The sequence below is a fragment of the Stenotrophomonas terrae genome, assembly GCF_001431465.1.
GTDB lineage: Bacteria > Pseudomonadota > Gammaproteobacteria > Xanthomonadales > Xanthomonadaceae > Stenotrophomonas > Stenotrophomonas terrae.
In genome coordinates this window covers 1-20,345 of the sequence record NZ_LDJJ01000008.1, presented here as the reverse complement: position 1 = coordinate 20,345, position 20,345 = coordinate 1, and the positions used below count along the sequence as shown (strand labels likewise).

Here is a 20,345-nt window from a genome sequence, read left to right as displayed (position 1 = left end):
TTCACCGGTAAGGCCTCTGCCGAGCATGGCTCGGCACTACGACGTTGGATGCATTGTCGGTGTCTACAACCAGGGGAACGCCTCATGCCTGCAGCACTGCCTGTCTATATGCCTTGGTTGATGACCGCCGGCTTCGGCTGGTTGTATTACCGGCGTATCCGTCGCCACTTCGGTTGGCAGCCATGGCGCCCGCTGCGCAATGGCATTCGCATCGGCATCCTGTCGCTGGTGGGCGTGATGCTGGTCTTCGCCGCGCTGTATATCCCGCATGTGGCGCTCGGTATCGCGGCAGGTGCGGTTGCCGGGATTGGCCTGGGAATATTCGCGCTCAGGCACACCGTGATCAGCCCGCGTGATGGTCGGCCGGGCTATACGCCCAACCCCTGGATCGGCGGTGCGCTGGCGTTGTTGCTGATCGGACGCTTGGCGTGGCGCTGGTATGGCGGCGCTTTCAGCCAGGGCATGGGGCCGGGCATGGGCAATGCCAGTCCGTTGACCTTGGCGTTGGCGGCAGCCTTGATCAGTTATGGGCTGGTGCAGGCCATTGGCTTGGCCTTGCGTCTGCGCCAGCCAAGCGCGTAGGGCTGGCTGGTTGTAGTGCCGAGCCATGCTCGGCAGAGGCCTTGCCGGGAAAGCCCCTTGCCGAGCATGGCTCGGCACTACAGCATCGCTGGGAAAGCCTCTTGCCGAGCATGGCTCGGCACTACAGCATCGCTGGGAAAGCCTCTTGCCGAGCATGGCTCGGCACTACAGCTTTGCTGGGAAGGCCCCTGCCGAGCATGGCTCGGCACTACGGGCTCAGTTGGCTTTGGGCGTCAGCTTCAGCAGTTTTGCATTGCTGCCGTCTTCCAGCAGCCACAGCGCGCCGTCCGGGCCTTGCTCCACTTCGCGGATGCGGTTGCCCATGTCGAAGCGCTCGGCCTCGCGTGCCTTGTCGCCATCAAAGGCGACCCGTACCAGCGACTTCGACGACAGCCCACCGATGAAGCCGCTGCCCTGCCACTGCGGGAACAGCGTGCCGCTGTAGATGATGAAGCCCGCCGGCGAGATCACCTGGCGCCAGGTGACGACCGGGGCGATGAATTCCGGGCGGGTGTCGTGGTCCGGAATCGGGCGGCCGTCGTAGTGGTCGCCGTTGGAGACGATGGGGTAGCCGTAGTTGCCGCCGCGCTGGATCAGGTTCAGCTCATCGCCGCCCTTGGGGCCCATCTCGTGTTCCCACAACTTGCCGTTGCCGTCGAAGGCCAGGCCGAGCACGCTGCGGTGGCCCAGCGACCAAACCTGGTCGGCCGGCGAGCCCTGCGCCACGAACGGGTTGTCCGCCGGCACGCTGCCATCGTCGTTGAGGCGGATGATCTTGCCCAGGTTGGTCTTCATGTCCTGCGCCGGGTCGAATTTCTGCCGCTCGCTGGAGCTGATCCACAGCTTGCCGTCCGGGCCGAACGCCAGCCGATGGCCGTAATGGCCACGGCCGCTGACCTTGGGGGTCTGCCGCCAGATCACCTGCGCATCGATCAACTGGCCGCCGCCATCGGCGTCCAGCACCAGCTTGGCGCGGGCCACGGCGGCACCGCGGGTATCGTCCTGGCCGTCTTCGGCATAGCTGTAATACACCAGCCCGTTGCTGGCGAACTGCGGGTGCGCCAGCACATCACCAAAGCCACCCTGGCCGCCATAGGCCACGGTCGGCACGCCGCTGATGTTGCCGCGCTTGCCGCTGGCCGGGTCGAAGTGGACCAGCTTGCCGCCCTTCTCGGTCACCAGCAGGCTGCCATCGGGCAGGAAGGTCATCGCCCAGGGCTCATTGAAACGGGCCGCCTCGGTGGCCTTGAACGGCCATTGCGCGGGCTTTACCGCGGCTTCGGCAGCCGGGTCCGGGTCAGCGGCGCAGGCGCTGGTGAACAAGGCCGGGGTCAGCGCCAGGGTCATGCTGAGCAGTAGGGTACGGGGCATGGGAGTCTCCAGAAGCGGGAAGCGATACCAGAGCAGGGTTGTACACCATGCCAGCCGATGCTGTCCCTTTGAGGGATGGGACTGGCGCACGGAATCGCTTAACGTAGCGGCCGGGCGCCCGTGGACGTTGGGCCGCTACATCCACAAAAAGGAGTTTTTAAAAGATGAAAGCACAGATCTATCGCCCCTCGGCTGCGTTTATCGCCGCTGCCTGGACCGCATTGTTGCTGGGGGCGGCCGCCTATCTGGTTGGCCTGTTCAATGCGCAGATGCTGCTCAACGAGAAGGGCTATTACCTGACCCTGCTGCTGTTCGGCCTGTTCTCGGCGGTATCGCTGCAGAAGAGTGTGCGTGACCGGCTGGAGAACATCCCGGTGAGCAGCCTGTATTACAGCCTGTGCTGGTTTGCCCTGCTGTGTTCGTTGTTGCTGCTGCTGGTGGGCTTGTGGAATGCCACCCTGCTGCTCAGCGAGAAGGGCTTCTATGGCATGTCGTTCGCGCTGTCGCTGTTCGGCGCGGTTGCCGTGCAGAAGAACACCCGTGATGTGATGGCCGCAGATGCGGCCTACGGCGCGCCGCCGCTGCCGCCGCAGGAATGATCCCAAGGCCACTCCCGCCGGGTGCGGGAGTGGCTGCAGGCAATCAGCTGTCGCTGGCTTGATCCTGCTCCGGGTGCTGCGCGGTGTGGCGGGCAACGATGCCGGTTGCGGTGACCCCGCCGGTGGCGTTGCCAATCGTGCAGAACACATCGGGAATGGTGTCCACCGCCAGCAACACGCCCAGCGGTTCCACCGGCAGGCCCAGGCTCTGGGTGATCGGCATGTTGTTGGTCATGAAGTTGGCCTGGCCGGGCAGGCCGGTCGAGCCCATGCTGATCGCCGCCGCCAACAGCACCGCCACCGCGTACTGCGAGGCATGCACGTCGATGCCGTACAACCAGGCAATGAAGCTGGCCACGGCGATGTACTGCGCCGGGCTGGTGATGCGGAACAGCGACACCGCCATCGGCAGTACCAGTGAGGTCAACGCGGGCGGGTAGCCCAGCCGATTACGCGCGCTGTCGATCATGGCCGGCAACGAGGCCAGCGAGGACTGCGTGCTGCCGGCAATCACCTGCACCGGCACCAGCGCGCTGGCGAAGCGGCGCAGTGGCTCGCCGGCGGCGAAGCGCGCCACCACGTACAGCAGCAGGGTGATCAGGATGTAGATCACGCACATCAGCACGATGTAGTAGCCCAGCACGCCGAGGATGCTCATGCCAACCTCGGCGCAGACCACGAACACCAGCGCGAACACGCCCACCGGCGCCGCCCACAGCACCCAGCGCACGATGGTGATCATGGTGTCGGCGATGATGCGGATGATGTCGAGAATGCGCTCGCGGCGCTCGGGCTGCTGGCGGCTCAGCGCAAAGCCGAAGAACATCGCAAACGCCACCAGCGGCAGCATCGCGCTGGACGCAGCTGCCGCCAGTGCATTGCTGGGAATCAGCGAGCTGATCCACTGCGCGGCACTGAGCGGGGTAGCGGCCGTGGTCGGCGAGCGCAGCGCATCGCGGAAAGCCTGGATGTTGTCGGCATCACGCGGCAGCAGGTCCAGCAGCAGCGGGGTGATCACCGCGGAGAACGCCGCCGAACCCACCAGCAGGATCAGGAACACGATGATCGCGTTGCGTGCGGTACGCCCGGAGGCGGCGGCATTGCTGGCGGTATTGACGCCGACGATGACCAGCGCGGTCACCAAGGGCACCACCGTCATCTGCAGGGCATTGAGCCAGAGCCGGCCGATCGGGCGCAGCACATCGGCAATCTGCAGCGCCAGCACCTGGTCATAAGCGGTCAAGGACAGGCCGACGATGGCGGCAAGTACCAGCGCTATCAGCACCTTGACCGGTGCGGAGACCTTGGAGGATTTTGCGGGTGCGCTGTCGGTCATGGAGAGAAGGCTTGGCTAAAGGAAGGGAAGATGCCCTGAACCGGACAAATGCTTAACGAGTGGTTTCTGAAAGTTGCGGCAGGCCCCAGCTGCGTCGCAGGCGCTCGTACTGCGCAGCGGGCAGCAGCACGAACAGCGGCTTGGCCTGCGGCGACAGCCACGCCAGCAGCGCTGACATGCGCTCGGGCTCCATCGCGGTGCAACCGGCGGTGGCTTCGCCGGGCTGGCGCCACAGGTGGGCGAAGATGCAGCTGCCCTGACCGGGCACCGCGGCGGCATTGTGCTCGATGACGAAACCTTCGCGATAACGGCGGTCGCCATTGTTGTGCAGGTCCAGTCGCATGGCTTCGGTAGAGCCCTTCACCGCGTCCTCGCCGACTTTGCTGGCGTCGACGATCTGGTTGTACAGCGGCGAGGCGGGCACATCCATGCAGTAGCTGCTGACCAGCATCGGCTGGTAGGGCATCTGGCTGCTGATGTGTTCGGCATAGCCAAAGGCCAGGCCGATGTTGAAGATGCCGGCCGGGCTGCGGCCATCGCCTTCGCGCTTGTGCGGGCCGTCCTGCTGCTGCGGATGCACGCCAACACCCCAGGCGCTGCCACTGCGACCGAGGGCGACATCGAAACCGGCCCCATGCGCCTGCCAGCCCTTGTCGGTGCGCTCGTAGGCCTGCAGATGGCCGCTGCTTGCATCCCAATCGGGGGCGGTCACCACGATCAGCTGGCGCGCATCGTGCAGCGGAGTGGCAAGGCAGGCCGGGGCGATGAGCGCCAGCATGCAGGCCAGCAGAGGACGGACGGTGCGTTGGAAGAGCTTGGGCATGGCGAGGGTTCCTGCGCTCAGTTGTCGATCAGGTGCTGGATGCGTTCCTGGTTCATCGCCAGCTGCCGTTGCCGGTCTGGATTGGCCTGGCACAGCAGTACAAACACGAAATCCAGCAGATATTGCAGCGAGCTGCGGTAGAGCAGTTGGGCAACGGGTGGCTGCGGGTCGTGCGCGCAGATGGCCAATGAAGCATCTGCATGTGCGCGCAGGGGATTGGCGGTGTGGCGGGTGATCGATACCACCTTGCCGCCCACTTCCTGGAACTGGCGCGACAGCTGCCACAGTTGCGGCAGCTTGCCGAATTCGGAGAACACCAGCAGCACATCGCCAGGCCGCGCGGCGGACAGGTTGGCGATCATGAGGATGGGATCGGCCTGCTGCACGGTGAGGATGCCAAGCAGCGACAGGCGCATGGCGAACTCGCGCGCATACAGGCCGTCATCACCCAGGCCATAGATGAAGACCTTGGGTGCATTGTCGACAAGTGCGATGACCGTTTCCAATTCGACTTGTGAATTGGCGGCCATGGTTTCTTCTTCGGCGGCAGCCTTGGCGCGGCGCAGGGTTTCGGCGACCAGCAGATAGCCACCTGGTTGGTCTTCCGGTGGCCAGCGCGTGCTTTCGCCGTTGCCGGCGGCAGCCACGGCAGCTCCGACCGAGTACTTCAGGTCGGGATAGCCCTTGAAGCCAAGTTTCTGGCTGAACTTGACCACGCTGGACTGGCTGATATCCAGCGCATTGGCCAGCTGCTGCGAGGAGTAGTCGCGCAGCAGGTGGGCGTTGTCGAGGATGAAGTCGGCAATGCGCCGTTCGATGGCCGACATCTGTTCGCGCTCGGAGCGGATTTTTACCAGGGGTGGCATGGGCGTGTTGGTATTTATCTGCTGAAGACTTTAAGGGATTGCACTGGTGAGCGGAGCAGCATTTCGCTCTCGAACTTGCCAGAAGCAGCAGGAAGCGCTGGGAAGTTGCAGCCTTGCTTTTGTTTTTGTTTTTGTTTTTGCTCCAGCTCCCTCCCTTGCACGAAGTGCAGGGGAGGGTTGGGGAGGGGTAGCTCCTGCAGTTGCTCCTGCTCTGGCTTTTGCTGTTGCTTCTGCCTTCGCCTTTGCTCTACCGGGTTCCCTTCCGCAGCGACGGAGGTGGCAGACAAGACCCCGAATGGGGCGACGTGCAAGGATGCACGTCGTTTTTCGACGAGACAGGGATGTCTCGTCGAAAAATCCTGCCAGCGGAGTGGACCCGCGTCGCATAGCGACGTGGGCGCGTAGGCAGGGTGTGCTTTCTTTGGGCCACCTTTCTTTGCACAAGCAAAGAAAGGTGCGCTCGCGCCCCGAAGGGGGGCGAAAGCCTTTGATCCTGCTCCTGCCCTTGGTTTCGCCTTTGCTTCCACTTCTTTTGATTTCAAAGCGCGCAAGCTAAAGCCAGGGCTGAAGCTAAAGCCAAGGCTGAAGTTTTCACTCCCCTGCGGGGAGCGAGTCACTTTTCTTTGCTTGTGCAAAGAAGAAGTAACCAAAAGAAAGCACACCCTGCCTCCGCGCCCACGCCGCTGCGCGACGCGGGTCCACTCCGCCGCCGGGATTTTTCGACGAGACATCCCTGTCTCGTCGAAAAACGACGTGCATCCATGCACGCCGCCCCTGCGGGGTCTTGTCCGTCGGCTCCGTCGCTGCGGAAGGGGACCCGGTAGAGCGAAAGCTGGAGCAACGGCAACGGCAACAGCAACAGCAACAACAACAACAGCAGGAGCAGGAGCAGGAGCAGGAGCAAAAACTACCCCTCCCCAACCCTCCCCTGTGCTGCGCACAAGGGAGGGGGCTGGAGCAGAAGCAGATGCAGATGCCGAAGGCTGGGCCACTCCCCAAAACAAAACAGCGCCGGGCATTGCCGGCGCTGTTTCAGTTCGTTCCGCATGCGCGACCACGGCGGCGGCAACCGGGGAGAGAACGGTTGCCGCCTGCGTGATCACGGCTTGATCATCTCCAGCCCGCGTACCTCGATGATGCCCAGGCCCGGCGCGTCGGTGATGCTGATCTCCGATTCATTGAAGATCACCCCGCCTACCACCGGATTGAACTGGCTCAACGACGGCCCGTCCAGATCCACCTTGCTGATCGCGCCGGACTTGGCCACGCCCAGGTGCACCGCCGCCGCCACGCTGATGCTGGATTCCAGCATGCAGCCGATCATGCACGGCACGCCGTACAACGAGGCGATGTCGGCAATCTTGATCGCGTTGGAAATGCCGCCGGTCTTCATCAGTTTGATGTTGATGATGTCGGCTGCACCCTGTTGGATGAGGTCAAACACCTGGTGCGGACTGAACACGCTTTCATCGGCCATCACCGGAGTGTTGACGCGCTCGGTGACGTACTTCATGCCGGCGATATCGGCCGCCTTCACCGGCTGCTCCAGCAGCTCCAGCACCACACCGGCGTTTTCCAGCACGTTCATCGCATACACCGCCTGCTTGGCGGTCCAGCCCTGGTTTGCGTCCAGGCGCAGCAGGGCGCGGCCTTCGACGGCGGCGTGGATCGCCTTGACCCGCTCGATGTCCAGGCCGATGTCCTTGCCTACCTTGATCTTCAGCGACTCGAAGCCTCGGTCCACCGCAGACAACGAATCGGCCACCATCTTGTCGATGTAATCCACGCTGATGGTGATGTCGGTGGTGATCACCGGATCGCCGCCGCCCAGCATCTGGTACAGCGGTGCGCCGTGCAGCTGCGCCCACAGGTCGTAGATGGCGATTTCCACCGCCGCCTTGGCGCTGGTGTTGCGCTCCAGCGAGGTCTGGATCAAGCCGCAGATGCGGTTGAGGTTGCTGATGTCCTCACCGATCAGGCGTGGCTTGATGAAGCTGTTGATGGCTTCGATGATCGAGCCGTGCGTATCGCCGGTGATCACCGCCGTGGCCGGGGCCTCGCCGTAACCGGTGTTGCCGCTGTCGGTGCGTACCATGACCACGATGTCTTCCACCGTTTCCACGGTGCGCAACGCGGTCTTGAACGGGGTTTTCAACGGCACGCGGAGCATGCCCAATTCGATATCGGTGATCTTCATTTGGTGTCTTGCAGGCGGATGCGCTGGATGTTGGTCATGCGGTCGATGTAGCTGGCGGTGTCGCTGGCCATCATCGGCTGTAGCGGGGTTACCGATACGCCATTGAGGCTGGCATGCACGCGCTTGCCGCTGGCGTCGAACCAGCTGCCACCGGAAGTATCGTGGATAACCCAGGTCATGCCATTGGCCTGACCGAGCATCATCATCACGTGGCCGGGGATGTAGATCAGGTCGCCGACCTGCAGCTGGGCGATGGCGTCATTGCGCTTGGCCTTGCTGTCCTTGTCGGTGAACGCCACCCGGTTCAAGGCTGGGCTGATTGCCTGCGCGCTGGTATTGCGCGGCAGCAGCACGCCGAAGCTGCGGTAGATCTCCGAGACGAAGCCGCTGCAGTCGCGGGTGTCGTAGGAATGGCCCCAGCCATAGCGCTCGCCGAGGAATTTGAAGGCTTGGCTGATCAGGTTGGCCTGGGTCAGCGGCAGGTAGTCGCTGGCCGATTCCTGCGAGCGCGGCAGCAGCGCCGGCACCAGCGCCAGGCTGCCATCGTCGTTGCGTACCGGCAGCTGGATCACATGGCCTGCGTGGGCCTGTTGGCCGTTGACCGGATCCATCACCGGCCAATCCGCCAGTACCGGCACGCGCACGCCCATTTCCAGCTGCAGGTCGGACACGCGCGGCTCTTCCGGCGTATGTGCGGTGAAGGCCTTGCCGGCGGTGATTACCCGGTACGGGCCCTTGGCGCCGTAGCCGAACACCTGCTCGGCGCTGCCGATGCCGACGAAGCGCTTCTCCATCCACGCTGCATAGCGCTCGCTGGCGACGAATACCCACTTGCCGTCGGCGCTTTCATGCAGCACCGCCACCGCGTCGCCGGGAAACAGCGCCGACTCCTGGAAGCGGTCGATATCGGTATCGCCCTGGCTGCTGAACACGCGCAGCTCGGTGGGGAAGGCGCGCAGCGCCGCGCGGTGCACCACCAGGCCGTACTGGATCGGACGGCTGGCCGGAACCGCGTCCAGGCCGAGGTTGGCGGTAACCGCCTGCAACTGGGCGGCACCGACCTCGCGACCCTTGACGTCATACAGGGTGCGGCTGGGCGCGCGCGAAATCTTGCCGATCTGCTCGCGCACCCATACTTGTGGCAGTAGCGCCGGCAGCGTGTGCAGGTCGATGATGGAGGCATCGAGCTGGCGCATGCGCGCGTTCTGCGCGTCGATCGCGGCCCGGTCCATGATCAGCGCATTGGCGTTGGGCAGCGCAGCAATCCACGCTTGCGGCGCCAGCAGGTCCGGTTGCAGGCCGATGATGCCGGCATAGCCGGGCACCGCAGTGGCTGCGGGCGGTGGCGACAGGGCGAATACCGGCCCGGCGCATAGCGCTGTGGCAAGGATCAAGGCCCGCGCAAGCGGGGCGAGACGTCGGCGCTGCGACAGCGGCGGCAAAGCAGGCATTGAGAGTTCCCCTCGTTGATGCTCTGGAATATTTATTCCTTTCTCCGGCGAAAGCAAGAATAAATTATTGACCGTGTACCGGGTGCGTGTTAAACAGCGTTAACCACCCCGCACGTGGAAGTGTTGCCGTGGCATCAAACGCCGATTCTGCCTGCTTTGCCCGCGTACCGTTCGCCCGCAAGGCCCTTGCCACTGCCTTGTGCATGGCGATGGCCTGCACCGTCCATGCCGCCGAGGCGCCCGCCAAACCATTGCCCGAGCTTGCGGCACGCGTGGACCGTGGCGATTTTGCCGGTGCCCAGGCCGAGATCGACAAGGCCCTGGCCGCACCTGGCGTGGATGCCGATACCCGCGCGTCCTACCTGTTCCAGCGCGAACGCATGCGCCGCATCGGTCTGGATTTCACCCTCGACGAAGCCCAGGCCAAGGCCGCCGTACGCAAATCGGTGCCGGACCTGCGCGATGAAGAGTTCGCGGCCTGGGATGCCGCCGGGCTGATCGAGCACCTGGACATCGATGGCCAGCGCCGCTGGTTCAAGCGCGCGCCCAATAACCTATTCCTGTTCAGTACCGAGGCGTCCAACCGTCGCCCGCCGGACAAGCGCGTTTCCCGGCCCGGCCCGTACGAGCGGCTGGGCTCGCACCATGTCGAGGTGATCAAGGCCTCCGAGCAAAGCGGCCAGACCAGCATTACTCCGCGTCGGGTCCGCGTGACCCAGTCGATCAAGGTCGATGCCGATGCGGTACCCGCCGGGCAGACCGTGCGTGCGTGGCTGCCGTATCCGCGGTCGATACCGGGCCAGCAGGAGAACATCCAATGGCTGGCCAGCGTGCCGCAGGGCGCGCAGATCGCGCCGGAAGACACGCTGCAGCGCACCGCCTACCTGGAGCGCAAGGCCGTTGCCGGCACGCCGACCGAGTTTTCGGTCAGCTATGAGCTGACGATCTCCGCGCGTCGTTTCATCATCGACCCGGACAAGGTGCTGCCGACGCCGCGGGACCCGGCGCTTGCCCCCTACCTGGCCGAACGCGCACCGCATGTGGTGTTCACCCCGGCCATGCGTGAGTTCTCGCGCAAGGCGGTGGGCAATGAAACCAACCCCTACCGCGTGGCCAAGAAGTTGTTCGACGCGGTGGATGCGATTCCCTGGGGCGGTGCGCGCGAATACTCGACGATCAGCAATATTTCCGACTACGCGCTGCATGCAGGTCACGCCGATTGCGGCCAGCAGACCTTGCTGCTGATCTCGCTGCTGCGCATGAACGGCATTCCGGCGCGCTGGCAGTCGGGCATGGTCTATTCGGACAACGAGGTCGGCTACAACAACCTGCACGATTGGGGCGCGCTCTATCTTGCGCCCTACGGCTGGGTGCCGATGGATGTAAGCACCGGCGCACTGAACAGCGAGCTTCCGGCGCAGCGCAATTTCTATTTCGGCGGGCTGGATGCCTACCGCATCGCGTTCAACGATGACTACTCACGCGCGTTCGTGCCTGCCAAGCAGCACTTCCGTTCGGAGACCGTTGATCTGCAACGAGGTGAGGTTGAGTGGGAAGGGGGGAACCTTTACTTCAACCAGTGGCAATACGACTTCGAGACCGAGATTTTGGCGCCGGAGTCCAAGTAATAGAACGTCGTAACCGTTGTCTTACTTACCGATCTACATCTGCAGGAGAGAGCAGGGGATGAACAGGAAAATGTTGAAAAGGGCGGCGCTGACCGTCGCATTGGGTGCCTGTCTTGGCGTCATCGCGCCAAGCGTGATGGCACAGAGCGCGAGCGGCGCCATCGCCGGCCGCGCAAGCTCCGGTGACCAGATCACCATCGTGAACAAGTCCACCGGCCTGACCCGCAGCGTCACCGTCGGCAGCGATGGTTCCTATCGCTTGAGCCAGTTGCCGGTGGGCGATTACAGCCTGCAGGTGAAGCGTGATGGGCAGACCGACAAGGAACCGCTGGCCGTCAACGTGTCGCTGGGCGGCACCACCACGGTCAATCTCGGCGGCGGCGACAGCGGCGCGGTAACGCTGGATTCGGTGCAGGTGACCGGCTCCAAGATCGTCAACCGGGTTGATGTCTACTCCACCGAATCCTCGTTCAACATCAAGCGCGAAGAACTTGCGCGCATGCCGGTTGACCAGAGCGTTGCGGCGGTTGCATTGCTGGCACCGGGCGTGGTCGATTCCGGCTCGAGCTTTGGTGGCCTGAGCTTTGGTGGTTCGTCCGTGGCCGAGAACGTGGCCTACATCAACGGCCTGAACGTCACCGATCCGTACCGCCGCCAGGGTTTCTCCACGGTTCCCTTCAATTTCTATGAAGAGTTCCAGATCAAGACCGGTGGCTATTCGGCCGAGTTCGGCCGCAGCACCGGTGGCGTCATCAATGCCATCACCCGTTCGGGCGGCAATGAGTTCAAGGGCGGCGTGCAGGTCACCATGCAGCCGTCGGCATGGGCCTCGGACCGCAAGGATCATTTCCACAGCGACGGCACCATCGACGAGCGCAACCGCACCAGCCGCGATCGCGCCCCGCTGACCAAGACCAATGTCTGGGCCTCCGGCCCGATCATGCAGGACAAGCTGTTCTTCTTCGCGATGTACGAGAACCGCGACAGCAAGTCGCAGGACGTCGATAACTCCGAAGCGTGGAAGACCAAGAGCAACAACGATTTCTGGGGCACCAAGCTTGATTGGCGCATCAGCGACAACCATATGCTGGAGCTGCTTGCCTTCTCCGACAAGACCGACTCGGTGACCAGCAGCTACGACAACTACAACTGGGACACCAATGTTTTCGGTGAATCCAGCGGCCAGAGCAGCGGCTCCTCCGGCGGCGACAACTGGTCGTTGACGTATACCGGCCACCTGACCGACAACTTCGTCGCCAAGGCCATGTACGGCGTCAACAAGCGCAGTGCGGTAAGCGACAGCCCGATGGATGGTGAATGCAGCATCATCACGGTGGCGTCCAGCTACAGCAAGATATATGGCGAACAGGAAGGCGTGGGCTGCCACCCAACCAACGAAGCAATCAGCAACCGTGAAGACAAGCGTGAAGCGGCGCGCCTGGACTTTGAATGGACCCTGGGTGACCACCTGGTTCGCTTCGGTCTGGACCAGGAAGTGATGGATTCGGTGAGCTCGACGCTTTACCCGGGCGATGGCTCCACCTATCAGGTGCTCTCCGTAGACGCGGGCAGTTCCGTCAACGGTGTGGTGCTGCCTCCGGGTGTCACCAACATCGTTGACGCGCGCTATAAAGTCACCGGTGCGCCGGTCAGCACCAAGGCGCAGGCGTTCTATCTGGAAGACAACTGGAACGTCACCCCGAACCTGTTGTTGAACCTTGGTGTGCGTTTCGACCAGTTCCACAACAAGCTGGCCTCGGGCGCCACCTTCGCCAAGTCCAAGTTCAACGACATGATCTCGCCGCGCCTGGGCTTCAGCTGGGACGTGAAGGGTGATGGCTCGATGAAGGTGTTCGGCAACGCAGGCCGTTACTACACCCCGCTGACCAACAAGCTCACCGACTACTTCGGTGGTGGTACCACCGACGAGCACACCTACTACGCGTTCAATGGCTGGGCAGAGAAGCAGAGCTCCAGCGGCAACACCTACAAGGTTCCGGTGCTCGGCCAGCAGATTGGTCCGGTCAATACCGAAGGCAATGCTCCGGCACCGACGGATGTACGTACGGCGGTGGCACGTGACCTGAAGCAGGTGTTCCAGGACGAATACATCCTCGGTTTCCAGCAGGCGCTCAACGAGGAATGGTCGTACGGTGTCAATGCCACTTACCGCCGCATGACACGCGCGGTGGAAGATGCGCGCATCAATCATGTTGAAGGCTGCGACTGGTACTCGGGCGACTGGCCGATCATCAACCCGGGTGAAACCAACAAGCTGTGGTGCCCGGACACCAACAGCTGGGTGACGCTGGATTCGTCCAAGGACGGCTACAAGGCCTTGGGCAGCGGCACCATCATGGGTTACAAGCGGCCCAAGCGTACCTACAAGGCGCTGGAGTTCCAGATCGACCGCGCCTGGAATGACAAGTGGTCGTTCAATGCCAGCTACCTGCTGTCCAAGAGCGAAGGCAATATCGAAGGGCCGGTCAACTCGGACACCGGCTACAACGACACCAACCTGGTGCAGTACTACGACCATCCGGCGGTCAATGAACGCTTCGGTGTGACCTTCAACGATGCCCGTCACCAGTTCAAGCTGCGTGGTGCGTTCAAGTTGAACGAGCAGTGGTCCTTCGGCAGCACGCTGACGGCGCGCTCGGGTGGCCCGATCACCGCGTTCGGCGTGGTGTGGCCGAACGACAACCGCAATGCCGGTGGTCCGGGTGAATACAGCGGTGGTGGTTCTGGCTGGCTGTGCAAGGCCAATTGTTCGGACTGGGCCAACCGCGAGCTGGAGTACTCCGGGCGCGGCGCATTCGGTCGCATGCCGTGGGTCATCGATCTCGGTGCCAGCGTGATGTGGACGTTGCCGGTGGAAGGTATCGATCTGACCGCACGCCTGTCGGCCTACAACCTGCTCAACCGGCAGACCGTGGTCAACGTGCACTCCCGTTACGAGAGCACCCCGGGTACGAAGATGCCTTACTTCGCCGAGGGCACCAATTGGCAGGCACCGCGTTACACCAACCTTGTCGTGACCTGGAACTTCTGATGTAGTTTGTGAGAACGGCCCGCTTCGGCGGGCCGTTCGCTTTGGGGAGGAATGAACGTGCGATTGAGGATCTGGCTGTTCGCCGCAAGCGTCGCCGTGGGCGGAGCTGCGCAGGCAGTGGTTGCGGAGAGTGCGGATGGCGCGCGTTTCGACGCCTTTCTCGACCAGGCCGTCCAGCACTACCAGCTGCCGGGTATCGCCATGGGCGTGATCGAGGACGGCAAGCTTGTCTATCGCGGTACGCGCGGCGAGCTGGTTGCAGGGCAGGGTGCGGCGATCAACGACGACAGCCTGTTCAAGATCGCCTCCAATACCAAGGCGATGACGGCGGCAGTGTTGGCGCGGCTGGTGCAGGCCGGCAAGCTGCGTTGGGACGACCCGGTCACGAAGCATCTGCCGCAGTTCCGCATGCAGGACCCGTGGGTGACGCGCAACATGCAGGTGCGTGATCTGTTGATCCACAACAGCGGCCTGGGCCTGGGCGCCGGTGATCTGATGCTGTGGCCGGAACCGAACAACTTTGATCGCAGCGACATCATTGCCGGGCTGGCGCATCTGAAGCCGACTGGCAGCTTCCGCAGTGAGTACGCCTACGACAACCTGATGTATGTGGTGGCCGGCGAAGTCGCCGCTGCTGCTGGCGGCAAACCATACGCGCAGCTGCTGCGCGAGGAGATCTTCCAGCCGCTGGGCATGCAGCGCTGCCAGGTGGGCGCGTGGTCGCCGGCCGCGGTTGGCAATATCGCCCAGCCGCATCAGCGTGACGGCAAGCGCAATGTCGCTGCCGAGCGCGATCCGCCGCAGCTCACCGATTTCCCCTCCATGGCTGCGGGCGGTGTGCGCTGCAGCCTCAATGACATGCTGCGCTGGATGCAGGTGCTGCTGGATCCGGCGCAGGCACCGGGCTGGCTGGATGCCACCCAGCGTCGCGCCTTGTGGACCGCGCATATGCCGATGCCGATCAGCCAACGCCTGCGCGACTGGGACAACACGCACTTCTACGCCTACGGCTATGGCTGGCGGCTGTCGGATATGGACGGGCAATGGAAAGTTGCCCACACCGGCACCTTGTCCGGCATGTATTCCTCGCTTGCACTGCTGCCGGACCGCAGGACGGGTGTGGTGATCCTGATCAATGGCGAGGGCGAAGATGCGCGCACCGCCCTTATGCAGGCCATGCTCAAACATTACACCGCACCGGCTGGGGATGTGGACGTGCTGCACTATGCGCAGCTGATCGAAACCGCAGCCGCACAGCGGCGCTCGGCCGGCCATGTGCGCCCGGCCTTGCCGGCGGCACGTGCAGCCACAGTCGCCGAGTTCGGCAGCAAGGCCGGTGTGTGGCAGGACCCTTGGTTTGGCGAGGTGTCCTTGTGCCGGCGCGATGGCAAGCTGCAGTTCGCCTCGGTCAAGTCACCGCGCATGACCGGGCAGGTGATGCGTGCAGGCGAGCGCTGGTATGTGTCCTGGCAGGGATTGGGCGAAGATGCCGATGCCTGGCTGGAATTCTCCGGCGACGCGCAACAACCACGGCTGCAACTACGCGCCATCGATCCGGATATCGACTTCAGCTATGACTACCCCGATCTGGAATTCCAACGCCGTGACGATTGCCGCTAGGGCACTGCCTTTGCTGCTGGCGCTGATGCCGCTTGCCGCACTTGCCCAGCAGACGGTACAGGTATCGCCGGCGGCAACGCCTGCGCAGGCCGGCATTGTCGACGTCACCACGTTGGCGCCGGATATCGCACTGGACATCCGCTACGCCGGCACCGACAACTTCACCGGGCGCGTCGTGCCGGGTTACGAGGCGCCGCGTTGCTATCTGCTGCAGCCGGTGGCGCAGGCCCTGGCGCGGGTGCAGCGCGGACTGCGTGCACAGGGCTATCGCCTGCAGGTCTTCGACTGCTACCGGCCGGTGCACTCGGTGACGTCCTTCGTGGCCTGGGTGCATGACGCCAAGGATCAGGTCGCCAAGCAGCGCTATTACCCCAATATCGACAAGAGCCGGCTGTTGGATGGTTATATCGCCGAGACCTCCGGCCACAGCCGCGCGGCAACGGTGGACCTGGGCGTGCTGGACTGCCGAAAGGGCCCGTGCGTGGCGCTGGACATGGGCACCGGATTCGATCGATTCGATGTGCTGGCACATACCGCCAATCCCGATATCAGCGCGGCGCAAAAGCAGAACCGGCAACTGCTGCTGGAGGCGATGCAGGCGCAGGGGTTTGCCAACTACCCGATGGAATGGTGGCATTACACCTTCAAGCCCGAGCCCACGCCGACCACGGCCTACGACTTCCCGGTGCGTTAGCCGGCACGGGGGCGGTTAGACTGCAGTCCCTTGAATGGACCCGCCCTCCGCCGATGAATCTGGTTCTGCATTACGGCCTGCTCGGCTCACTGGAGGCGGGTTTGATCGCCCTGGCCATTGGCTTCGTGGTGTTCGCACTGTGGTGGCAGGTGTGCCGACGCACAGGGCTGCGACATGGTCATGCCATCGCCTATGCCGCTTTGATAGCGGCGGTCATCGCCGCCGGTGTGGACAGCTGGAAACTGTTCTCGCTGGGCATGATCAATCTGCAGTCACCGCTGTATGCCAAACTTGCGCTGGCATCGATCCATGATCCGGACCAATTGGGCACGCGCGTGCTGCTTGAGTTGATCGGTGTAGCGGTTGGTGTCGGCCTGGGTTGGTTGTTGTTCAGTTCGCGGCAGCCGTTGGCTGACACCACGCATGAGGCTTGAAGCCTTGGGATCGAATTGATAGGCACGATGGGTGGAACGCTCTAATCATCGGCTTACGTTCGTTTCATGCACGGCTAACGTCGGCGGTAACCGCTGAATCGGCACAAGTGGTTAACAGGATGTTTTCCGCGGTTTTATGGGGTGCAAGCGATTCAGTCGCAGCTTGTCAGGGTTGGGGTGTGCGGAATTTCCGCGCTTTTGCCAACACACGAGGAAGACCTGATGACCGTTCGTAATCGCACTCCGCTGTTCGCCCTGGTTGCCATCGTAGGTTCCGCGCTTGCATTGCCGGCCATGGCGCAGGATGCACAGGATCAGGCCGCCGCTGCACAAGCCCAGGCCGCGCAGGCACAGGATTCAGCCGATCAGGCGCAGAACGCTGCAGCCAGTGCATCGAGCAGCGCCGCCAAGGCCTCGGCAGCGGCAGGTGGTGGCCAGAGCTGGGCTGATGTGGATGCCGATGGTGATGGCGCCATCACCAAGACCGAATCGCAGGCCAATGCCGGCCTGGCACAGGTGTTCGACCAGGCCGATGCCAACAAGGACGGCAAGCTGACGCCTGAGGAATACCGGGCTTATGCAGCTGCGCAGAAGAAGTAATCCGGATTGATGGAGGAGCTTCAGGAGCACCCCTCCCCAACCCTCCCCTGCGCTGCGCGCAAGGGAGGGGGTAAAAGCGGCTTCGCGCAATGAACTCACAGTTCGCACGGTCCGCTCCCTCCCTTGCGCGTAGCGCAGGGGAGGGCCGGGGAGGGGTGCTTTGGCAGTTGATTTTGGCCGTCACTGAAAGCCCTCGCGCTTTGCCCCAGCGGCCAATCCAGCTGACCAATCGGGGCGTTCCCAGAGCAATCCCCTATTCACTGCAGGGTAGATTGCTATCCTGTGCGGCATGAATATGCAGACCTCCCCTTCCGCCATCGGCCTGGTCGGCTTCGACGGCGATGACACGCTCTGGAAGAGCGAAGACTATTACCAGAAGGCCGAGCACGAATTCGGCTTGATCCTGAGCAACTACATCGACCTGCATGACGCCGGCACCGCCCAGCATCTGCTCAAGGTGCAGCGGCGCAACCTGGCCGTGTTCGGCTATGGTGCCAAGGGCATGACCCTGTCGATGCTGGAAGCGGCGATCGAACTCACCGACGAGAAGATTTCCGCGCATGACCTGCGCCAGATCGTCGAGATCGGCCGCCGCACCCTGGAGCATCCGGTCGACGTCATTGATGGCGTCCGCGAAGCAGTGGCAGCGATTGCCGCCGAATTCCCGGTGGTGCTGATCACCAAGGGCGATCTGTTCCATCAGGAGCAGAAGATCGAGCGTTCCGGCCTGCTGGATCTGTTCCCGCGTATCGAGATCGTCTCGGAAAAGGACCCCGGTACCTATGCCAAGGTGTTGGCCGAGTTCAACATGCCGGCCGAGCGCTTCGTGATGGTTGGCAACTCGCTGCGCTCGGATATCGAGCCGGTGCTGGGGTTGGGCGGCTGGGGCATCCATACCCCGTACGCAATGACCTGGGCGCACGAAGCCGAGCACGGTGTTTCCGCCGATGAACCGCGCCTGCACCATGCCGATACAGCCCACCAGTGGCCCGAAGCGGTGCGTGCTGTCGCCGTGCAGGCCGCAGCGGCGCAAGGCGGCTGAGGTGACAACGGCAGGCTGTCGGCCCTCTATGCGGCGTGCGGCCGTGCTGCTGCGGCTGGGCCTGCTCGGCACTGCCATGCTGGCGTGGCCGGCGCTGGCCCAACAGCCGGTGCCGGCAGCGGTGGCCGAGGCCTATGCGCCGGCCACCGGCGATGCCTGGGTGGACCGGCAGCTGGCCGATATCAACGCCTATGCCGCGCGTTATCCGGAAGCATTCGTGGACGAACTGGCGCGCTATGCCGGCGCCCGCCCGGGCTATGTGCAGGCCTTGCTGCAGGACCACGGCTGGAAGCCGGGTGATGTCTATCTGGCCTGTTTCTGGGGCCGGCTCAGCGGCAGCAACTGCCGCACAGCGGTGAAGGCACGGGCACAGCAGCCCGAGGCCAGCTGGAAAGAGGTACTGGCCGGCCTGCAGCCACCCCCGGACAACCTGCGCTGGCGCGCCCTGCGCCACGCCATCGTCGCCAGTTTCGACCACTGGGACCGGCCGATAACGCTGGATCCGCTGCTGCAGCGCCAGCTCGGCGACCGCGCCCAGCGCGAGGCCGCGGCACGCAAGGCTGCCGCGGAGTAAACAGCGGCAGGCTTTGCTGCCCTGCAGATAGGCGTGGCCCCCGATTCCGGGCGAAAATGGCGGTTTCCTCGACTCCGTGCCAGCGCGCCCCATCATGACCGCCGACCGTTTCGTTTCGCCTGATCACATCCGCAGCCTGTTCTCGCAGGCGATGTCGCATATGTACCGCACCGAAGTGCCGTTGTACGGCACGCTGGTGGAGCTGGTTGGCGCGATCAACGCCGACGTCCTGGCCGCGCAGCCGGAGCTTGCCGCGCAGATACAGCGCAGCGGTGAGCGTGAGCGCCTGGACGTGGAACGCCACGGCGCGATCCGCGTAGGCACCGCGCAGGAGCTGGCCACGTTGGGCCGCCTGTTCGCGGTGATGGGCATGCAGCCGGTGGGTTACTACGATCTGTCGGTGGCAGGCGTGCCGGTGCATTCCACCGCGTTCCGGCCGGTGGATGGCGAGTCCTTGAACCGCAACCCGTTCCGCGTGTTCACCTCGCTGCTGCGGCTGGAGTTGATTGAAGACGCGGCATTGCGCGAGCAGGCCGCCGAGATCCTGGCCCGCCGCAACATCTTCACCGCCGGTGCGTTGCAGCTGATTGAACAGTGTGAACGTGATGGCGGTTTGAGCGAAGACGATGCCTGGCGCTTCGTCGTTGAGTCGCTGGAAACCTTCCGTTGGCACAACGAAGCCACGGTGTCGCTGGAGACCTATCACGCCCTGCACGGCGCGCATCGGCTGGTGGCGGACGTGGTCAGTTTCCGTGGCCCGCATATCAATCACCTCACCCCGCGCACGTTGGACATCGACGCCGCACAGGCAGCGATGCACGCACGTGGGCTTGCCGCAAAGGCGGTGATTGAAGGCCCGCCGCGCCGCGATTGCGCCATCCTGCTGCGCCAGACCAGCTTCAAGGCGCTGGAGGAAATGGTGCATTTCCCCTCCGGTGCCGACAACGAAGCCGGTACCCATACCGCTCGATTTGGCGAGATCGAGCAGCGCGGGCTGGCGCTCACGCCGAAGGGCCGCGATCTGTATGACGCCTTGCTTGCGCAGGCGCGTGGTGGCGAAGGCAGTGCCGGTGGCGACTACACGCAGCGCCTGCAGGACGCGTTTGCCGCGTTCCCGGATGAGCATGCAACACTGCGCCGCGAAGGCCTGGGCTATTACCGTTACAGCCTGACCGAAGCGGGCCAGGCCGCCGATGCGCAGACGCGTGCCTTGCCGGCGGAAGTATTGATCGAGCGTGGCCTGGTCACTGCCGATCCGATCATCTATGAAGACTTCCTGCCGGTCAGTGCGGCGGGCATCTTCCAGTCCAATCTGGGCGGTGGTGAGCAGCGTGCGTATGCCGCGCGCGCCAACCGCGATGCCTTCGAGCAGGCCCTGGGCGCGACGGTCAGCGACGAGTTCGCGATCTACGAGCGGCTGCAGGCCGAGTCGCTGGCAGCATTGAAGGCGTGATGATCAGCTCCCTCCCTTTGCCG

General features: G+C 63.7%; 18 protein-coding genes. 11 read left to right on the top strand and 7 right to left on the bottom strand.

The features are described 5' to 3' along the window. Nucleotides 1–84 precede the first annotated feature (84 nt). Nucleotides 85–582, top strand: coding sequence for a CcdC protein domain-containing protein (locus ABB27_RS03040; protein WP_057626754.1), 498 nt, complete (start codon nucleotides 85–87; stop codon nucleotides 580–582). 216 nt (nucleotides 583–798) lie between these two features. Here ABB27_RS03040 and ABB27_RS03035 read toward each other — a convergent pair whose 3' ends face one another. After that, on the bottom strand, nucleotides 799–1,953 hold the full coding sequence (locus tag ABB27_RS03035) for a PQQ-dependent sugar dehydrogenase (protein ID WP_057626753.1): 1,155 nt from the start codon (nucleotides 1,951–1,953) through the stop codon (nucleotides 799–801). A gap of 164 nt (nucleotides 1,954–2,117) precedes the next feature. Between ABB27_RS03035 and yiaA the strand changes: the two genes are divergently transcribed. Beyond that, on the top strand, nucleotides 2,118–2,552 hold the full coding sequence (gene yiaA, locus ABB27_RS03030; RefSeq protein ID WP_057626752.1) for an inner membrane protein YiaA: 435 nt from the start codon (nucleotides 2,118–2,120) through the stop codon (nucleotides 2,550–2,552). A 43-nt stretch (nucleotides 2,553–2,595) separates the two neighbouring features. Here yiaA and ABB27_RS03025 read toward each other — a convergent pair whose 3' ends face one another. The 6 genes from ABB27_RS03025 to ABB27_RS02995 form a co-directional block, all read right to left on the bottom strand. Continuing rightward, nucleotides 2,596–3,888 carry a dicarboxylate/amino acid:cation symporter gene (locus tag ABB27_RS03025; protein ID WP_057626751.1) on the bottom strand — a complete coding sequence of 431 codons (1,293 nt, stop codon included), beginning with the start codon at nucleotides 3,886–3,888 and terminating at the stop codon, nucleotides 2,596–2,598. A gap of 52 nt (nucleotides 3,889–3,940) precedes the next feature. Continuing rightward, the gene (locus ABB27_RS03020) at nucleotides 3,941–4,711 is read right to left on the bottom strand and encodes a L,D-transpeptidase family protein (RefSeq protein ID WP_057626750.1); all 771 of its coding nucleotides are present in this window, start codon (nucleotides 4,709–4,711) and stop codon (nucleotides 3,941–3,943) included. Between the two features lie 17 nt (nucleotides 4,712–4,728). Further along, on the bottom strand, nucleotides 4,729–5,577 hold the full coding sequence (locus tag ABB27_RS03015) for a MurR/RpiR family transcriptional regulator (protein WP_057626749.1): 849 nt from the start codon (nucleotides 5,575–5,577) through the stop codon (nucleotides 4,729–4,731). A gap of 14 nt (nucleotides 5,578–5,591) precedes the next feature. Continuing rightward, nucleotides 5,592–5,864 (bottom strand): hypothetical protein, encoded by a 273-nt coding sequence (locus tag ABB27_RS03010; RefSeq protein ID WP_057626748.1) that lies wholly within the window; start codon nucleotides 5,862–5,864, stop codon nucleotides 5,592–5,594. Between the two features lie 812 nt (nucleotides 5,865–6,676). Beyond that, a complete protein-coding gene (locus tag ABB27_RS03000) occupies nucleotides 6,677–7,774 on the bottom strand; it encodes a dipeptide epimerase (RefSeq protein ID WP_057626746.1) in 1,098 nt (365 codons plus the stop codon). After that, nucleotides 7,771–9,225, bottom strand: a complete 1,455-nt coding sequence (locus ABB27_RS02995) for a C40 family peptidase (RefSeq protein ID WP_057626745.1) — start codon at nucleotides 9,223–9,225, stop codon at nucleotides 7,771–7,773. Before ABB27_RS02995 ends, ABB27_RS03000 begins: the two co-directional genes overlap by 4 nt. Before the next feature lie 209 nt (nucleotides 9,226–9,434). Here ABB27_RS02995 and ABB27_RS02990 point away from each other — a divergent pair, with 209 nt between their 5' ends. From ABB27_RS02990 to hglS, 9 genes are all read left to right on the top strand, one after another. Further along, nucleotides 9,435–10,853, top strand: a complete 1,419-nt coding sequence (locus ABB27_RS02990; RefSeq protein ID WP_057626756.1) for a transglutaminase-like domain-containing protein — start codon at nucleotides 9,435–9,437, stop codon at nucleotides 10,851–10,853. Nucleotides 10,854–10,911: 58 nt separating this feature from the next. Next, nucleotides 10,912–13,905 (top strand): TonB-dependent receptor, encoded by a 2,994-nt coding sequence (locus tag ABB27_RS02985; RefSeq protein ID WP_057626744.1) that lies wholly within the window; start codon nucleotides 10,912–10,914, stop codon nucleotides 13,903–13,905. A 57-nt stretch (nucleotides 13,906–13,962) separates the two neighbouring features. Further along, a complete protein-coding gene (locus tag ABB27_RS02980; protein ID WP_425477474.1) occupies nucleotides 13,963–15,525 on the top strand; it encodes a serine hydrolase in 1,563 nt (520 codons plus the stop codon). A 25-nt stretch (nucleotides 15,526–15,550) separates the two neighbouring features. Beyond that, nucleotides 15,551–16,219 carry a M15 family metallopeptidase gene (locus tag ABB27_RS02975; RefSeq protein ID WP_244479114.1) on the top strand — a complete coding sequence of 223 codons (669 nt, stop codon included), beginning with the start codon at nucleotides 15,551–15,553 and terminating at the stop codon, nucleotides 16,217–16,219. 53 nt (nucleotides 16,220–16,272) lie between these two features. Next, entirely contained in the window at nucleotides 16,273–16,653 is a 381-nt protein-coding gene (locus ABB27_RS02970; RefSeq protein WP_057626742.1) for a hypothetical protein, read from the top strand. 222 nt (nucleotides 16,654–16,875) lie between these two features. Beyond that, a complete protein-coding gene (locus tag ABB27_RS02965) occupies nucleotides 16,876–17,253 on the top strand; it encodes a calcium-binding protein (protein WP_057626741.1) in 378 nt (125 codons plus the stop codon). Between the two features lie 289 nt (nucleotides 17,254–17,542). Continuing rightward, on the top strand, nucleotides 17,543–18,295 hold the full coding sequence (locus ABB27_RS02960) for an HAD family hydrolase (protein ID WP_244479113.1): 753 nt from the start codon (nucleotides 17,543–17,545) through the stop codon (nucleotides 18,293–18,295). A gap of 28 nt (nucleotides 18,296–18,323) precedes the next feature. After that, complete coding sequence (locus ABB27_RS02955) at nucleotides 18,324–18,869, top strand: hypothetical protein (protein WP_057626739.1); 546 nt, start codon at nucleotides 18,324–18,326, stop codon at nucleotides 18,867–18,869. 94 nt (nucleotides 18,870–18,963) lie between these two features. Next, nucleotides 18,964–20,322 carry a 2-oxoadipate dioxygenase/decarboxylase HglS gene (hglS, locus tag ABB27_RS02950; protein WP_057626738.1) on the top strand — a complete coding sequence of 453 codons (1,359 nt, stop codon included), beginning with the start codon at nucleotides 18,964–18,966 and terminating at the stop codon, nucleotides 20,320–20,322. Nucleotides 20,323–20,345: the final 23 nt, after the last annotated feature.

Excerpts from the sequence above, each read along its gene's own strand:
- ABB27_RS02970 (WP_057626742.1), top strand. The coding sequence starts at position 16,273 with ATGAATCTGGTTCTGCATTACGGCCTGCTCGGCTCACTGGAGGCGGGT.
- ABB27_RS03000 (WP_057626746.1), bottom strand. The coding sequence starts at position 7,774 with ATGAAGATCACCGATATCGAATTGGGCATGCTCCGCGTGCCGTTGAAA.
- ABB27_RS03025 (WP_057626751.1), bottom strand. The coding sequence starts at position 3,888 with ATGACCGACAGCGCACCCGCAAAATCCTCCAAGGTCTCCGCACCGGTC.
- ABB27_RS02955 (WP_057626739.1), top strand. The coding sequence starts at position 18,324 with ATGCGGCGTGCGGCCGTGCTGCTGCGGCTGGGCCTGCTCGGCACTGCC.
- ABB27_RS03035 (WP_057626753.1), bottom strand. The coding sequence starts at position 1,953 with ATGCCCCGTACCCTACTGCTCAGCATGACCCTGGCGCTGACCCCGGCC.
- ABB27_RS02960 (WP_244479113.1), top strand. The coding sequence starts at position 17,543 with ATGAATATGCAGACCTCCCCTTCCGCCATCGGCCTGGTCGGCTTCGAC.
- ABB27_RS02975 (WP_244479114.1), top strand. The coding sequence starts at position 15,551 with ATGCCGCTTGCCGCACTTGCCCAGCAGACGGTACAGGTATCGCCGGCG.
- ABB27_RS02965 (WP_057626741.1), top strand. The coding sequence starts at position 16,876 with ATGACCGTTCGTAATCGCACTCCGCTGTTCGCCCTGGTTGCCATCGTA.
- ABB27_RS03040 (WP_057626754.1), top strand. The coding sequence starts at position 85 with ATGCCTGCAGCACTGCCTGTCTATATGCCTTGGTTGATGACCGCCGGC.
- ABB27_RS03020 (WP_057626750.1), bottom strand. The coding sequence starts at position 4,711 with ATGCCCAAGCTCTTCCAACGCACCGTCCGTCCTCTGCTGGCCTGCATG.
- ABB27_RS02985 (WP_057626744.1), top strand. The coding sequence starts at position 10,912 with ATGAACAGGAAAATGTTGAAAAGGGCGGCGCTGACCGTCGCATTGGGT.
- ABB27_RS03015 (WP_057626749.1), bottom strand. The coding sequence starts at position 5,577 with ATGCCACCCCTGGTAAAAATCCGCTCCGAGCGCGAACAGATGTCGGCC.
- ABB27_RS02990 (WP_057626756.1), top strand. The coding sequence starts at position 9,435 with ATGGCCTGCACCGTCCATGCCGCCGAGGCGCCCGCCAAACCATTGCCC.
- yiaA (WP_057626752.1), top strand. The coding sequence starts at position 2,118 with ATGAAAGCACAGATCTATCGCCCCTCGGCTGCGTTTATCGCCGCTGCC.
- hglS (WP_057626738.1), top strand. The coding sequence starts at position 18,964 with ATGACCGCCGACCGTTTCGTTTCGCCTGATCACATCCGCAGCCTGTTC.
- ABB27_RS02995 (WP_057626745.1), bottom strand. The coding sequence starts at position 9,225 with ATGCCTGCTTTGCCGCCGCTGTCGCAGCGCCGACGTCTCGCCCCGCTT.